The 13,975-nt window shown below is 57.8% G+C and carries 12 protein-coding genes; 6 read left to right on the forward strand and 6 right to left on the reverse strand.

What is annotated here, in order from left to right; all coding sequences use genetic code 11:
• Positions 1-30 precede the first annotated feature (30 nt).
• The 5 genes from J4E42_RS20375 to J4E42_RS20395 all read left to right on the forward strand — a co-directional run bounded on the left by J4E42_RS20375 (position 31) and on the right by J4E42_RS20395 (position 4,292).
• Complete coding sequence (locus J4E42_RS20375; protein WP_207286021.1) at positions 31-996, forward strand: alpha/beta hydrolase; 966 nt, start codon at positions 31-33, stop codon at positions 994-996.
• A gap of 475 nt (positions 997-1,471) precedes the next feature.
• Positions 1,472-2,167 (forward strand): DUF1963 domain-containing protein, encoded by a 696-nt coding sequence (locus tag J4E42_RS20380; RefSeq protein ID WP_207286022.1) that lies wholly within the window; start codon positions 1,472-1,474, stop codon positions 2,165-2,167.
• Positions 2,168-2,223: 56 nt separating this feature from the next.
• Entirely contained in the window at positions 2,224-2,676 is a 453-nt protein-coding gene (locus J4E42_RS20385; protein WP_207286023.1) for a GNAT family N-acetyltransferase, read from the forward strand.
• A gap of 172 nt (positions 2,677-2,848) precedes the next feature.
• Positions 2,849-3,622: a hypothetical protein gene (locus J4E42_RS20390; protein ID WP_207286024.1), complete on the forward strand. Its 774-nt coding sequence runs from the start codon at positions 2,849-2,851 to the stop codon at positions 3,620-3,622.
• A 76-nt stretch (positions 3,623-3,698) separates the two neighbouring features.
• Complete coding sequence (locus tag J4E42_RS20395; RefSeq protein WP_259331702.1) at positions 3,699-4,292, forward strand: hypothetical protein; 594 nt, start codon at positions 3,699-3,701, stop codon at positions 4,290-4,292.
• A gap of 150 nt (positions 4,293-4,442) precedes the next feature.
• Here J4E42_RS20395 and J4E42_RS20400 read toward each other — a convergent pair whose 3' ends face one another.
• A complete protein-coding gene (locus J4E42_RS20400; protein ID WP_207286025.1) occupies positions 4,443-5,597 on the reverse strand; it encodes an alpha/beta hydrolase in 1,155 nt (384 codons plus the stop codon).
• 75 nt (positions 5,598-5,672) lie between these two features.
• Between J4E42_RS20400 and J4E42_RS20405 the strand changes: the two genes are divergently transcribed.
• Positions 5,673-5,927, forward strand: coding sequence for a hypothetical protein (locus J4E42_RS20405; protein WP_207286026.1), 255 nt, complete (start codon positions 5,673-5,675; stop codon positions 5,925-5,927).
• Here J4E42_RS20405 and J4E42_RS20410 read toward each other — a convergent pair.
• The 5 genes from J4E42_RS20410 to pvdM form a co-directional block, all read right to left on the reverse strand.
• Positions 5,917-8,334 (reverse strand): TonB-dependent siderophore receptor, encoded by a 2,418-nt coding sequence (locus J4E42_RS20410; RefSeq protein WP_207286027.1) that lies wholly within the window; start codon positions 8,332-8,334, stop codon positions 5,917-5,919. The two genes, J4E42_RS20405 and J4E42_RS20410, sit on opposite strands and share 11 nt — an antisense overlap.
• A gap of 125 nt (positions 8,335-8,459) precedes the next feature.
• Complete coding sequence (locus tag J4E42_RS20415; RefSeq protein ID WP_207286028.1) at positions 8,460-10,121, reverse strand: cyclic peptide export ABC transporter; 1,662 nt, start codon at positions 10,119-10,121, stop codon at positions 8,460-8,462.
• 104 nt (positions 10,122-10,225) lie between these two features.
• Positions 10,226-11,131: a formylglycine-generating enzyme family protein gene (locus tag J4E42_RS20420; protein ID WP_008032321.1), complete on the reverse strand. Its 906-nt coding sequence runs from the start codon at positions 11,129-11,131 to the stop codon at positions 10,226-10,228.
• A gap of 29 nt (positions 11,132-11,160) precedes the next feature.
• Positions 11,161-12,441, reverse strand: a complete 1,281-nt coding sequence (locus J4E42_RS20425; protein ID WP_207286029.1) for an aminotransferase class V-fold PLP-dependent enzyme — start codon at positions 12,439-12,441, stop codon at positions 11,161-11,163.
• Between the two features lie 28 nt (positions 12,442-12,469).
• Positions 12,470-13,819 carry a pyoverdine-tailoring dipeptidase-like protein PvdM gene (pvdM, locus tag J4E42_RS20430; protein ID WP_008039979.1) on the reverse strand — a complete coding sequence of 450 codons (1,350 nt, stop codon included), beginning with the start codon at positions 13,817-13,819 and terminating at the stop codon, positions 12,470-12,472.
• Between the last annotated feature and the right edge of the window lie 156 nt (positions 13,820-13,975).

Here is a 13,975-nt window from a genome sequence, read left to right on the forward strand (position 1 = left end):
GAGCTTTTTATTTTTTGGAGACCACCGCCCATGGCACTGCACCCGGACATCGAAGGTTTTCTAGAGCTGGCCGAGTTCGGCCGCCTCACCGGCAAAAGCCTGCCCATGCACGAGCTGAGCCCGACCGAAGCGCGCCAGCAATTCGAACAAACCTCGCAGCTGCTCGACGCCGCACCGATGGGCGCGCTGACAGTGACTGCGGTCAGCATTCCGGCCCGCGACGGCCATCTGCTCAATGCTCGCCTCTACGCTCGGCCGTCGCTGGGCACGCAGGAACGTCCGGTGCTGCTGTATTTCCATGGTGGCGGCTACGTGGTCGGCAGCCTCGATTCCCACGACACCCTGTGCCGCCGACTGGCGCTGGCGGGTGGTTTTGCGGTGCTGTCGGCGGATTATCGACTGGCCCCGGAGCACCGTTTTCCTGTCGCCTACGAGGATGCGGAAGACGTGACGCGCTGGCTCGCCACCACCGGCGCCGGTGCGCTCGGGCTGGACCCGGCACGTATCGCATTGGCGGGAGACAGCGTCGGCGGCAGCCTGGTGGCGTCCTTGTCGATTGCTATCGCCCAGGACCCACAGGCCTGGCTGCTCACGCCACGGCTGCAAGTGCTGTTGTACCCGGTGATCGACGCTGTGGAAAAACGCCCGTCGCTTGCACGTTTCGCCGAAGGCTACCTGCTGGAAGCGACCACGCTGGAATGGTTCTATCAGCAGTATCAACGCAGCATTGATGATCGCCGCGACTGGCGCTTTTCCCCGTTGTTCGCCGAGACCCTGCAAGGGCTGACACCGACCGTACTGTGGCTGGCCGAATACGATCCGTTGCTGGATGAAGGCCTGGCCTGGGCCGAAAAATTGCGTGCCGCCGGACAACCCATAGTGCTGGACGTGAAAGCCGGAATGACCCACGACTTCGCACGGATGGGGGAGATGGTCCAGGAAGTACCGGCGATGCTGGAGCAACTGGCGGCGCAGATCACAGAAAGCCTGGGTTAATCGTGATCTGTAGGAACCGGCTTGCCGGCGATGGCCCCCGCGGTGAACCAGACAAACCGTGTCGCCTGCATCGCCAGCAAGCTGGCTCCTACAACCTACGCAATTCCTGTAGGAGCCGGCTTGCCGGCGATGGCATCACCGCGGTGAACCAGACAAACCGTGTCGCCTGCATCGCCAGCAAGCCGGCTCCTACAACCTACGCAATTCCTGTAGGAGCCGGCTTGCCGGCGATGGCCCCACCGCGGTGAACCATACAAGCCGTGTCGCCCGGATCGCCTGTAGGAGCCGGCTTGCTGGCGATAAACGATAACGCGATCTGACTGACCGCCTACCGCGCCATTCACCGGCTTCCTACACCCGATGTAAAACGCGAAAACTCTGGGGAAATTTCCGACATCTTTTTAGGGTTGGCGCTCGGACGTCCGACGTATAGCGTTGTGGCTCCCTGCAGTTGGCAATGGAGTGATGTACCGGTATGAACATCCAGGAAATCAAAAGACGCTTGGCCAGACCCGCTACAAAATTCGTCGCTGGCGGATTTCGTCCCACCCATGGGGATGACGAAAGCTGGCTTGGAAACGTATTCCTGTTTCGCCCGGATGAAGGCGTCCCGAGAAACGACGCCGGAGCTGAACTGCATCCCTTTGCACAATTCCACCTCCCCAGCCTGCCGTTTAACAGTCCGGCGCTGGACGGTGTTCGCGTCCTTACCTTGTTTGTTTCCAGTCCCTTGCCGGAAGCGCTGGACCCGATGGGGAACAACTGGCTGATCAGGGAGTATGGATTTGACGATGTACTTGTCCGCAAAGAGCTGCCGGTAGCAGGTTCATACCTCAAGCCCTTTCCGTTGCTGGCCGAACGGGTCGCAGAGGACTTTCCACTGTGGGATGGCGGTGGTGCACCGGCGGACCTTGAAGAGGAAATTTGCAGCCTTCAGCGGACGGGCGAGATAGAAAGCTACTCAGACCTCGTGACTCACACCTACGAACACAAGATTGGCGGCTACCCCTCGTTCTGCCAGTCCGGCGTGGACCTCGGTGATGATTTTGAATTCGTGTTCCAGATTTCCTCCGACACGAAAATCAACCTGAACGTGGTGGATTGCGGGAGCCTGATGTTCTGGAAGAGCAAAAGTACGGGGGAGTGGGTGCTTTACTACGACTTCTACTAGGTAGGCCGGATGCATCCCTTTACGATCAGCCGACCATGCGGAAGGATTTTACTCAAATGGACTGCCTGATCCGAATCGCCACACGCGAAGATGCAATCGCCATAAGCCGGGTCGTGATTGGCGCACTACGTGAAACCAATGCCCGTGACTACACGCCAGCAGTCATTGAACAGGTGGAGCAAAGCTTCTCCCCGCAAGCCATCCTTTGCTTGCTGACTCAGCGTCAGGTCTACGTGGCAACAATCGACGATCATGTCGTTGCAACCGCCAGCCTTGATCAGGACGTTGTTCGAAGCGTATTCGTCGATCCACTCCATCAAGGGCAGGGCTTCGGAAAGCAGTTGATGACGATGATCCAGTCAACCGCTGTCAGTAGGGGCGTCAAACGACTGCGCGTTCCTTCTTCAATAACCGCAGAAGGCTTTTACGCATCGCTTGGATTCAAGAAAGTCCGAGACGAATTTCAAGGTGCCGAGCGCACGATCATCATGGAGCTGATGTTGGAGTAGTAGCGTGTTTCTACGAGTTACTACCGTCAATTGTTGTGTTTCATGTCTTCCAATAGGCATTATTCGCGCTTAACTTCCAGTCAAAAAATGGATTTTTATGCGAACCAACCGAGTGCCAGTCGTCGACGTATTCAGGTCTCCGTATGAAGTAAGGTCCCAGCAAAAGCTAACGATGGAGGAGGAACTTTCCTACCTTCGCTTGCATGGCTGCCGAGCCAGTCCCCCAGACAAATTTGTCAAAGAAATCAATTCGGCACGACTGGCGGCCCTGCATGTAGCAGAGGCTTTGGACAATCGCCTGGAAGATCATATCCACAGCGTTCTAAACGATAACCCTGCTTTGGCAGGTATCAGGCGTCTAATGCCAAATTCAACTCCTCCGGCATTGGCACGTTACCAGTCTGATTATCCAAAATATGATCCTTTGGAAGTAGATAGGGAGATACGGGCTCACGGCGTGATTCTGGGTGAAGGGCAATTTCTGTTTCATGGCGGATGCTGGCCAACCGAGCGTGATGTGTTTGTGACAGATCGACCGTTTTCTACAAGCTTCTGCCCGCAGATAGCGCTGGGAAACGCTAGTTGGTCTGGGAAAGCTTACGATGTGGGCCATATTGATTTGATGGTTGTAAGGGTTACGGGGGCTGAGACTGAAGCTTATCTCTATGGTCCGGACGGAGATTTGGGGCACGAGAAGGAAGTGGTTTTTGCGGAAGGCGCCGAGCTACGCATTTTAAGTCGCAAGTTGGCCGGAAGCAAAATGGTAGCAACAATGGGTGCCAACACGCCGTACGCTGAAAAAAAGGTTCCGGTCTACGTAATCGAAGCGGAGATCTCTCAAATTGTGCTGACCTTGCTGGTGCGTGGGGCACGCCCCTGCAACGACAGCAATCCAATTCGATTTGATTGGCGATCATCAATACCGGAGGTCACAATCTCCCCTTGATGAATATCCCCCATGATTGGGTGATGGCGCATATGCGAGCGCTCATCGAGTCAAAGCACAACAAGCGCGATGCCGGTTGAGTGAAGGTTACGAAGCGCAGACTGCATTCCATCTTCGCCATAAAAAATCGCTGAAACGGACAAAGACGATCATGAAACCGCTTTACGCATGCTCCCTTCTATTACTGGTCGCAGGCTGCGTGCAGACCCCGCAGTACGTGGTCCCCGCCAACGTCCCCCAAGCGCTGATCCGCAGTGAAATGGACGTGACCAACAACCGTCGTAACGGCGCGGTTCTTTCGCAAGCCCCAGCTATGGATTGCAAGTTCGGGAGGTCGGTGGCGGTGACACCTGGGAGTCAATTGTTCTCAGTCGATAACATGGCAACCCGCCCCGAAGGTTTTCGCGCTATCGAAGCGGGCAAACCGCTGCACCTGGTTTTGCAGGGCTGGGCCAGTGGCAATCGACGGTGCACAGTCGATTTCGTCACCGAGTTCACACCGGGGGCCCACTACGTGATCAAGGGCGGCATCGCCGACGGCCCGGATGAAATCGGCGGCTGCAAACTCAGCATCTTTAATCTGGATATCGGGGGCCGAGTCATTCAAGCCAAGCCGTCGCAAATGGCCAACGGTTGTGCTCTGGATCGGTTGCCGTCGTCGGCACTTTGATTATCGATTCTCGATGCCAACGGCCCAATCCATGACGCCAAACAGCATGAATGGGTGGTTGTGCGGTTCATATATTCCGCCAATCCGCTTTACGATCAGCCAGCCAGAATCTTGAGGTTGCCCATGTCTTGAAAAAGCAAGTAAAGACACTTAAGGAGTAAAGCGCCAATAGATTCCGTTAGTGTCATTGATCTTGGAAAGATTTCGACGCTTATCTGCTCGTGCCCCCGTGTTTATTATGTTGTAGATGTCATAAATTAACGTGGTTGAGTCGCCGTAATAAGAGTGGCTGAGAAAGTCTGTTTTAATCAGGCTGGCATCGACGGTGTCAATACCTGGCATTACAATAAGATTGTCTGAGATATACCCGGCTCGCGGGTAGTTGTGATATGTCTTTGATGCGAGTAAAGCCATGTCTTTATCTGAGGCATACATCGTGACAGGCCATTTTGCTGACTCAATACCAGGAACAATTTCATCCGCAAATACGTCAGAATCTATATCAGGAGCTGCCAGTATCACTTCTTTTATTTTAGCCCTGAGCTCTGGGTGTTGAACGTTAAGGGTGACAAGGCCAGCTGCAACTGCCCGGTTACCCATGCTATGAGCAATCAAATACACCCCTTTGACGTTGGGGTTTTTGAGGTAGTCGACCAAAAAATTATAGTATTTTGTCTTCGCCGCTTCTGCAGCTGCCTCGTCAGGTACATAGTTTTTCGGGTTTCCAGCCGAAGGCCAACTGTAGAAAGCCGGTACCCCCTTGAAATCCAGATCGTATGCCATCTGTGCTGTGCGTTTCGCGGCGTCCTCGAACGAAACATTATATCCGTGCACGTAAATGAAAGTTGTTCCGTTTTCTTTTAGTCGATGACTAATAAGCTTTTCAAATTCTGCCTTGGCAACAACGCCTCCACCTACAATAGATACATGCTTCTCGGGATCTTCTGTCCATTCAAGTTTAAACCATGAGGGGGACTCGATAATTCCTGTTTTATGGTTGAAGGGGATTTTTACATGGCAATATCCATAAACTAGAGACTTGCCTCGTTTTTTACCTAAAGAATCTACGCAGCCATAATCGGAAATTATGTTTCGATTACTGGCAAAAAAAACAGTGACGATTCCGGTCATTTTATCGACGAACTCATTATGAGTCTCATCAATGGAAGACGGTGGGGGCTCCTCAACAGATACAGCGGGAACTGGTTCTGGTGGCGGTTCATCTACAGGCGCTACAAGGGCGGCGCTGCAAGCCGTTAAAAAAGTCAGCGCAGTAACTAGCATTGAACGTGCGATAGCTTCCATTCGTATCGGTCTCATGCTGATGTGGCTCAAGGATGGTAATGAAAGCAGTTAAGACAAAATCGAAGGTGATGTCCAATGAAAATCAAAATGACATCTCTGCATGATGGCCATAAGGGCCATTGGTATGTGATGGTTCGGGTAGTCGAGACTCGTTTCGAAAAGTTCTTGTCGGCTAGATTTTCAGCCAGGGGCAAAGCGAATGATGATGGCCGGTTACTTCTCGCCTATCTACATGCATTTGCTCCACTCCCGCTCACCTTAAAAACAACACCGGGCCGCAAGCGGCCCGGTGTTGTTCAACATTTAACGAACACAGCAATCAATAGTTAGCCCGCAACGTCAACGTCAGATTACGCGGATCGCCATAGAAGTTAGTCCCCCACGAAGCATCCACGCGATCGTAGTACTTTTTATCAAACAGGTTGTTGCCAGTCAGTGTCGCCGACAGGTTCTCGTTGAACTTGTAGCCCACCTGCGCGGTGGCGATGCCGTAGCCGCTTTGTTCGAAGCGTACTTCACGCTGGTACCAGGTCTTGCTGACTACGCGCACGCCGCCGCCGACGCTGAAGTCTTTGAGCGGGCCGTCGGCGAATTCGTATTTGGTCCACAGGTTGAAGTTGTGCTTCGGCGTGATGGTGCTGAAGGTGCTGCCTTCGGTCGCGTCGTCAGATTTCAACAATTTGGTGGTGGTGAAGGCGTAGCCGGTGACGATGCTCCAGTTGTCGGTCAGGTTACCGCTCAACTCGGTTTCCCAGCCCTGGCTGCGCGCCTTGCCTTGTGCTTCGTTTCCACCGGTGTCGGCGTTGAATTGAGCACGGTTTTCATCGTAGATGCGGAACATCGCGATGCTGGCGTTCAGGCGGCCGTCGTAGAACTCGCGCTTGAGGCCGACTTCATATTGCTTGCCTTTACGCGGTCCAATGGGCGAGTTGTCGCTGTCGAGCTCGCTTTGTGGCTTGAACACGCCGGTGTAGCTGGCGTAGGCCGACAGTTCCGGGGTCAGCTTGGCGATGATGGCGCCGTAAGGCACGACCTTGCGGTTGATGCTGGTGTGGGCTTCGCCGAAGCTGTTGAAGAAGGCGTTGGCGTTCTTCGCGTCGCTTTCGTACCAGGTCACGCGGCTGCCGCCGATCACGTCGAGCCAGTCGGTGACGTTGAACTTGGCGCGGGTATAGAGGCCGTACTGGTCGGATTTGGACCAGTTACCGTTGTTGCGCTCGTAGTCGTTCTTGGGAATATCGATACTGCCCGGGTTGTAGACGTTGATCGGGAAGTACTCGCCGCCACCGTATTCAAAGTCTTTGTCGAGGTGCTGGTACTCGGCGCCTACGGTGAACTCGTGTCTGCGATCCGCGAATTCGAACGGCGTGGTGACGAAGCTGTCGACGCCGATGGTTTTGATGTGGGTGTAGTAGTCGTACGCCACGGCCGAACTGTCGCCGGTAGCCGGATCGACGGTACCGTCGGCCCAGGTGAAGTTACGCTGTGGCGTTTCTGCGTCGCGGTAGGTGACGGTGGTCTTGAACTGACCGCCGTTGTCCAGCGCGTGATCGACCTCGGCAAAGGACTCCCAGACTTTCTCGTTCAGGGTGTTCCACTTGGCATCGACGAACGTCGAGCGCGGCACGTCCAGCAATTTGCCGTCGGCAAAGGCCGGCAAGCCGAACGCCGGGGTGGAGTGGTTTTGCTGGTAGGCGCCGCCGACCGACAGGGTGGTGGACGGGGCGAGGTCGAATTCCAGGCGACCGTACACCATCGGGCGTTCGTTCTGGGCAGAGTCGACGTAGGATTTGTTGTTTTCGTAAGCGGTGATGAAGCGACCGCGCACGGTGCCTTGATCGTTCAACGGACCGGTGACGTCCACCATCGAGCGGTAGTGGTCATAGGAACCTGCGCCCAGCTCGCCGCCGAGGGCGAATTTGTTCAGGGCGCGCTTGCGCACCACGTTGATCGTACCGCCGGGTTCGCCAGCGCCTTGATACAGGCCGGATGGGCCGCGCAGCACTTCGACACGATCATACATCGCGAGGTCGAAGCTGGTGCCCAAGTCGCCCTGGCCGGTCGGTTGCGATACGCCGTCAACCTGTACCTGGTCGACGAGGAAGCCGCGCATGTAGACGTCGTTCAGGCTGGAGCCGGAGTTGTACGTCTTGATGGTGACGCCGGTGACCTGGCGCATCGCGTCTTGCAGGCTGTTCATGTTCTGGTCGTCCATGCGCTGGCGCGTGACGACGGACACTGACTGCGGGATGTCCTTGAGCTTGATGTTGCCCTTGCCGATGCTGACTTGATCGGTGGTATAGGAATGCGTGCCTTCGGTGGTAGGCCCCGGCGCCACGCCGGAAATGGCGGTCGCGCCCAGTTGCAGCGCGCTGGAGTTACCCGCGACCGGAATCAGCGAAACGGTGTTGCCAGTCAGTTGAAACGTAATGCCGCTCCCCAGCAGCAACGTATTCAATGCCTGTTCCGGCTCCAGATTGCCGGAAACCGCCGTGGACTTGAGGCCGTTGACCATGTCCTGGCTGTACAGAATCTGCAGGTCGGTCTGTTGACCCAGTTGCTGCAGCGCGCTGGCCAGCGATTGCGCAGGCACGTTGACGTTCACCGGCGCGGCCTGGACCTGAGAGGTGCCCAGCAGCAACAGGGTCAGCAACGCACCCGGTACGACTGTTCGGAATTTCTTTTGCGGCGCGATGGCCAGTGCCAACGGCGCGCGGGACAGGGTAGGGCTTTGCATTGCTCAAATCGCTCCTAAGGTGTGCAGATTTTTTTAGTTAATGATAATTATTATTAGACGCATCACCCCGACGAAACCGGAAAACAAACTCCGAAAATCGTCGAGGTATATGGATTCAACGCTGCTCAGGCGGTCGCCCGCTCCGTCACCACACGGCCCGATTCCATGCGAACCAACTGATCGGCCATGTCGAAATAGCGGTCGTCGTGGGAGATGACGATGATGGTTTTGCCCAGGCGCTTCAGGTCCGGAAGCAGCTCGGTGTAGAAGATCCGGCGGAAGGTCGGGTCCTGGTCGGCCGCCCACTCGTCAAACACCAGCACCGGACGTTCTTCCAGCCAGGCATTGACCAGTGCCAGGCGTTTACGCTGGCCGGTGGACAGGTCGGTGGTGGTGAAGCTGCCGTCCTTGACGCTGACCTTGTGCGCGATTTCCAGGCGTTGCAGGTATTTGTTGGCGTCTTCGGGAATGTGCTGATCGCCCTGCACCACGTCATCGAACAGGTAGTAGTCGGCAAAAATCGTGGTGAACAGTTGGCGATAGTCGTCACGGTTCTGCGCATCGACACCTTCGCCGTTGAGCAGGATTGCGCCTTGTTGCGGCGCATAAAGCCCCAGCAACAATTTGATCAGCGTGGTCTTGCCGCAGCCGTTTTCGCCGACGATGAAAATGATGTCGCCCTGTTCGATGGTCAGGTTCACCGGCCCCAGGCGGAACGCTTCGCTGCCCGGTGCGGCCGGGAAGGCATAGCTGACGTTGTCCAGTTGCAGGCTGTTGACCACGGCCGGTTTTTTGCCGGTGTCGTTGAGCAGCAGGTGCGGTTCGGGCGAGGAAAACCGGCTCGACAGTTCGGCGATGCGGCGGAAGGCAATTCGCGCCCGGCTGACCACCGGCAAGGTGCCGACCAGATGCTCGATAGGGCCTTTCATGTACAGCAGCACCAGGACGAAGCCGCTCATCACCGACTTGTCGGCGCTGGGCCAGAACGATTGCAGGGCCAGCGCCAGGCCGATGACCACGAAGAACAGCATCGACCCCAGCGTCTTGGCGATCACGAAGGTATTGATCGAGCGCACCTGGGTGTTGCAGATGAAATCCGCCGTGCCCTGAATGCCCGAGGTGAACATGCGCTGGCGGCGCGGACGGTGAATGCGCAGTTCCTTGGCGCCGCCGGCGATGGCGTTGTAATGCTTTTGCAATTCGTCTTCGGCGTCACGGGCGGCCATGAAGCCCTTGATGCCCTTGCCCTGTGCGTAGAACTGGATGCCGGTGCCGATGGCAATCGCCAGCACCATCATCAGGAACATCGGCCACGACAACAGGGCCAGGTAGCCCATGCAGCCGAGGGTCACGGTCAGGGAAATGGCCAGCGGCGCGAAGGCAAACGCGAAGTCGCTGATGGTGTCGACGTCATGGGTCAGCACCGGGATCAAACGGTGGCTGCGATAGCGTTCGATCTGTTCGATGGGCGCCGACAGCACCTTTTCCCCCAGCTCTTTGCGCAGCTTGGCGATGATGTGCTGGCCGACGTAGTTGGTGCCGATGTCCGAGCAGATCGAACTCGCCAGCGCCAACAGGCAAAGGCCGCCGAACAGTGCGACCACGCCCTGGGTCAGGCCGCTTTCCGAATGCAGGGCATTGTTGATCGTCGCCAGCAACACCGTCACGCTCAGACCGCCCACCATGCCCAGAATGATCGACAGGCTGACCACCAGCCGGAACGGTTTCAGGAGGGTGAACAATTCATGAATTGCACCGCGCGCAGGCTGGGTCTTGGGAAGATGCATGTGGGGAAGGTCTCTTGGGTCGTGAGGCAGATACCCAGAAGAACGTGTGGCCAGGCGTTTAATTTAGACGGCCGCCGACTGGCGGCGGCCGGGGGGAAGGGGGGTCAGCCTTTGGACGGCAGATCACGCACGACGCGGAAACCGATCCAGTCGCCACGGGTTTGCGGGTAGATGTTGTTGCGGTTGCCGGAGCGCGAGAACACCGGCGCTTCGCCCCAGTCATTGCCGCGAATCTGCAAGGCTTCGCAGTTGGGTTCGACCCACGCGCTGCCGTCGGTGGGGGCACCCACGTAATCGCTGTGTTCGCAGTCGGCGATCCACTCGTAGACGTTGCCGTGCATGTCGTACATGCCGAAGGCGTTCGGCGGGTAGCTGCCGGCCGGGGAGGTGTAGCTGTAGCCGTCGGTTGGCCCGTAAGTATTGGCATGGGTGGCGATGCTGTACTCGGTGCCCTCATCGAACGGGAACGGGAACGGCCCCGTTGAACCGGCACGGGCGGCGTATTCGCGCTGGGCCTCGCTGACGATGTGGTAGTGCTGGCCGGTCTTGAGCGACAGCCACGCGACATACGCGCTGACCTCGGCAAAGTTCATGCACACCGCCGGCTGACGCGGGCTTTGTGGATAACGCGGCTTGCTGTTGATGCACTCGCGGCCGGGGCGGGTATCGCCGTCGGGAATGGTGATCCCGGTTTCTTTCAGGTACTGGTCCCATTCGCCGGCGGTGATCTGGTAACGGCTCATGGCAAACGGCTTGTCGAACGTGACTTCGTGCATCGGGCCTTCATCGGGTTCGCGACCGACTTCACCTTCCGGCGTGCCCATGGTGAAAGTGCCGGCGGGCAGCACCACCATTTCCGGGCAGTTGCGGCAATCCTTGAACACCTTGCCCGGCAGCGGTGCGGTGGTGGCCTGGGCAGCGCCGGGCAACGCGGTGCCGAGCAATGCCAGGATTGTCAGCGCCCCGAGTTGTGGGAGCGACAACCCGAGTCTGTGCAGGATGTTTTTCATATGCATTCTCGCTAAAGGAAATCGGTGTTTCAGAGCTTGCTGGCCAACAGCGCCATGACGCGGTCGATGTGCGCCTCGGTGTTGAGCAGGCCCGGCGACAGGCGAATGATCGGGCCGACATCGCGGTCCACGGCATCGCAGACCACGCGCTGGTCCATCAGGAAATTGGCGACTTCTTCGCAGTCGCGGTTCTTGATCCGGAAGAACGTGAAGCCGGCGGAATACTCGGGCGACAACGGCGTGACGAGCTCCACCGACGGATGCTCCTGCAAGCGCTTTTTCAGGTAGCTGTTGATTTCATGGATGCGTGCCTGAACCTCGGCCTTGCCCAGGTCCAGATGCAACTTGAACGCTTCGGTCAGCGCCCAGCGGTGTTCAAACGAGTGATAGCCGCCGTAGGTCATAACGGTCGAAAACGTAGTTGCTTCGGAGAACGTCGGGATGGTCGGCGTGAGGTCCTTCATTTCATCGGAGCGCGCGCAGATGATCCCGGTGCCCCGTGGGCCGAACATCCATTTGTGGGTGCCGGCGATGAAGTAGTCGCAATGCATGTCCGGGAAATCGAGGTTTTCCACGCCAAAGCCGTGGACGCCATCGACCACATAAAGGATGCGATCCTTTTCCTGGCGGTCGCGGTTTTTCTCGGCGACCAGTTTGCCGATCTCGCCGATGGGCAGCTTCACACCGCTGCCGGAATGCACCCAGGTCATGCCGAGCACGCGAGTCTCGGGGCGAATGTTGCGGGCAATGGAGGCCAGTATTTCTTTCGTCGAGACCTTGTACGGGTCTTCGAACAATTTGATTTTACGGACCTTGGTTCCGTCCTTTTGCGTGCGGAATTCAAACACGCTGTTGGCGGCGTAGTGCTCATGTTCGCTGGTCAGGATTTCCTGATCCGGACGCACGTGAATGCCGGCGTAAATCATCGCCAGGCCTTCGGTGGTGCTGCCGGTCAGGGCGATCTGCGAAGGCTTGGCCTTCAAGTAATGGCCGGCCCACACGCGCACGTCTTCTTCACGGCGTTCGGTTTCGCCGCGATGCCAGTCCATCGCCAGGCCGGGGTTGCGGTCGAGGTTGGCGCGGTGCATCTCGATGGCTTCGCGCACGGGGCGGGGGTGTGAGGTCACCAGGAAGTTGGCGAAATGCAGGTAATCGGGATCCTGATTGAACAGCTGGCGAAACTGCGCCCATTTGTCTTTGGGCAGCGGTGCCGGCGTTGCGGCCAGTGCCGGCAGGCTGACCGCTGAACCCAGGGGAATGGCGGCCGCGACAATGCCGGCCTGCTTGAGGAATGTACGACGGTTGGTCATGAATTCGGTTCGCTTGGCAAAGTGAATGTCAGTGTTTGGCGACGGGTCTGGAGGACTTCTGCACCTGATCCCAGACGCGCAGGAAATTGCCGCCCCAGAGCTTGGCGATGTCGGCTTCGCTGTAACCGCGGCTGATCAGCTCGGCGGTCACGTTGCGTGCCTCGCTGACGTCTTTCCAGCCGTTCAGGCCGCCACCGTCGTTGAAGTCGGAGCTGATGCCGACGTGATCGATGCCGATTTTTTTCACGGCGTAGTCGATGGCGTCGCCGTAATCCTTGAGGGTGGCCTTGGGTTCTTCATCGACAATGCCGTAGAGCTGACTGGCGTATTCGCCGAAACGCTGTTCCGACCACACGGTGATCACCGGGTCGCCCGGCATCAGCGCCATCTCCAGGCCTTGCAGCGGTTGCAGGTCGAAACGCGCACGCAGGGCGTTGAGTTTGTCCTGGGTGCCCTGGCTCAGCGGCTTGATGTAGGTAGGGAAGCCGACGATCTGCACCACGCCGCCGCTGTTCTTGATCAGCTGCATTTCGCTGTCGCTGAGGTTGCGCGGGATGTCCACCAGCGCCCGTGGCGCCGAGTGCGAGGCGACCATCGGTGCGCGGCTCAATTGGCTGACTTGCTCAAGCGCTTTGGTCGACATTTGCGACACATCGATGATGACCCCGAGGTCGTTCAGGCGATGCACTGCTTGTTTGCCCAGCTCTGACAGGCCGCCCAGCGCATCACGGGAATCATTGAAAAACGGCAGCGGTCGGGACGAATCGGCCCAGGCGTTGTTGCCCACGTAACTGAAACCGAACATGCGCATTCCGCGTGCGGCCCATTTATCCAGGGCGTTGACGTCGTTGCCCAGCGGGTAAGCGTTGAGCATGCTGATGAACACGGCGAACTTGCCCTCGCCGTGCAGGCGTCGGAAATCGTCCGGGGTGTAGGCAATGGCCACCTGATTGGGGAAGTCGCGCACCAGGGTGGTGATGATTTTGTAGCGTGTTTCCTGCTCGTGACGGGCTTCGTCGATGAACCCGGCGGTCGGGCGGTGCGGGGCGTTGTCGCCGTTCCAGATTTCGGGCCAGCCGAAAATGGTCAGCGCCGCGCCGGACAGGCGACCACGCGCTGTCTTGACCAGGTCGAACTGGCCGCTGCCGTCCTTGTCGGCCTCGTTTTCGGCGGTGCCGAAATCCATGGGCACGGTGATGTGGCTGTCGAACGAGAGGATGCGTTCTTGCAGTTCATCGGCCTGTTTCATCACCGCGACCGGGTAGCCGGGGTTGTCGTTGAGCCAGTAATCCCAGGCCGCAAACCCTGCCGCGCCAGCGATGGCCAGCGCCAGGGGCAGGCCAATGAAAAGAGCCTTTTTCGAACGAGGTTTTGTCATTGCCATCTCAGTCAGGTTCGCCGTCGAGGGTGCAGGCGCGGGGGCCTTTGCTATCTGGGAAGAACGAGTGGCCGAGTGGGAAATTTAGTGAGGCTGATGGCCCCTTCGCGGGCAAGTCGGATCGCCGCACCGCTCGCTCCTACAGGGTTTGTATGC

Source organism: Pseudomonas sp. FW300-N2A2 (assembly GCF_017351735.1).
Taxonomy (GTDB): domain Bacteria; phylum Pseudomonadota; class Gammaproteobacteria; order Pseudomonadales; family Pseudomonadaceae; genus Aquipseudomonas; species Aquipseudomonas migulae.

Bases quoted from the DNA above. Each gene is read 5' to 3' on its own strand.
- J4E42_RS20400 (WP_207286025.1), bottom strand. From the start codon at position 5,597: ATGGAAGCTATCGCACGTTCAATGCTAGTTACTGCGCTGACTTTTTTA.
- pvdM (WP_008039979.1), bottom strand. From the start codon at position 13,819: ATGACAAAACCTCGTTCGAAAAAGGCTCTTTTCATTGGCCTGCCCCTG.
- J4E42_RS20390 (WP_207286024.1), top strand. From the start codon at position 2,849: ATGGAGGAGGAACTTTCCTACCTTCGCTTGCATGGCTGCCGAGCCAGT.
- J4E42_RS20415 (WP_207286028.1), bottom strand. From the start codon at position 10,121: ATGCATCTTCCCAAGACCCAGCCTGCGCGCGGTGCAATTCATGAATTG.
- J4E42_RS20375 (WP_207286021.1), top strand. From the start codon at position 31: ATGGCACTGCACCCGGACATCGAAGGTTTTCTAGAGCTGGCCGAGTTC.
- J4E42_RS20410 (WP_207286027.1), bottom strand. From the start codon at position 8,334: ATGCAAAGCCCTACCCTGTCCCGCGCGCCGTTGGCACTGGCCATCGCG.
- J4E42_RS20420 (WP_008032321.1), bottom strand. From the start codon at position 11,131: ATGAAAAACATCCTGCACAGACTCGGGTTGTCGCTCCCACAACTCGGG.
- J4E42_RS20425 (WP_207286029.1), bottom strand. From the start codon at position 12,441: ATGACCAACCGTCGTACATTCCTCAAGCAGGCCGGCATTGTCGCGGCC.
- J4E42_RS20405 (WP_207286026.1), top strand. From the start codon at position 5,673: ATGAAAATCAAAATGACATCTCTGCATGATGGCCATAAGGGCCATTGG.
- J4E42_RS20385 (WP_207286023.1), top strand. From the start codon at position 2,224: ATGGACTGCCTGATCCGAATCGCCACACGCGAAGATGCAATCGCCATA.
- J4E42_RS20380 (WP_207286022.1), top strand. From the start codon at position 1,472: ATGAACATCCAGGAAATCAAAAGACGCTTGGCCAGACCCGCTACAAAA.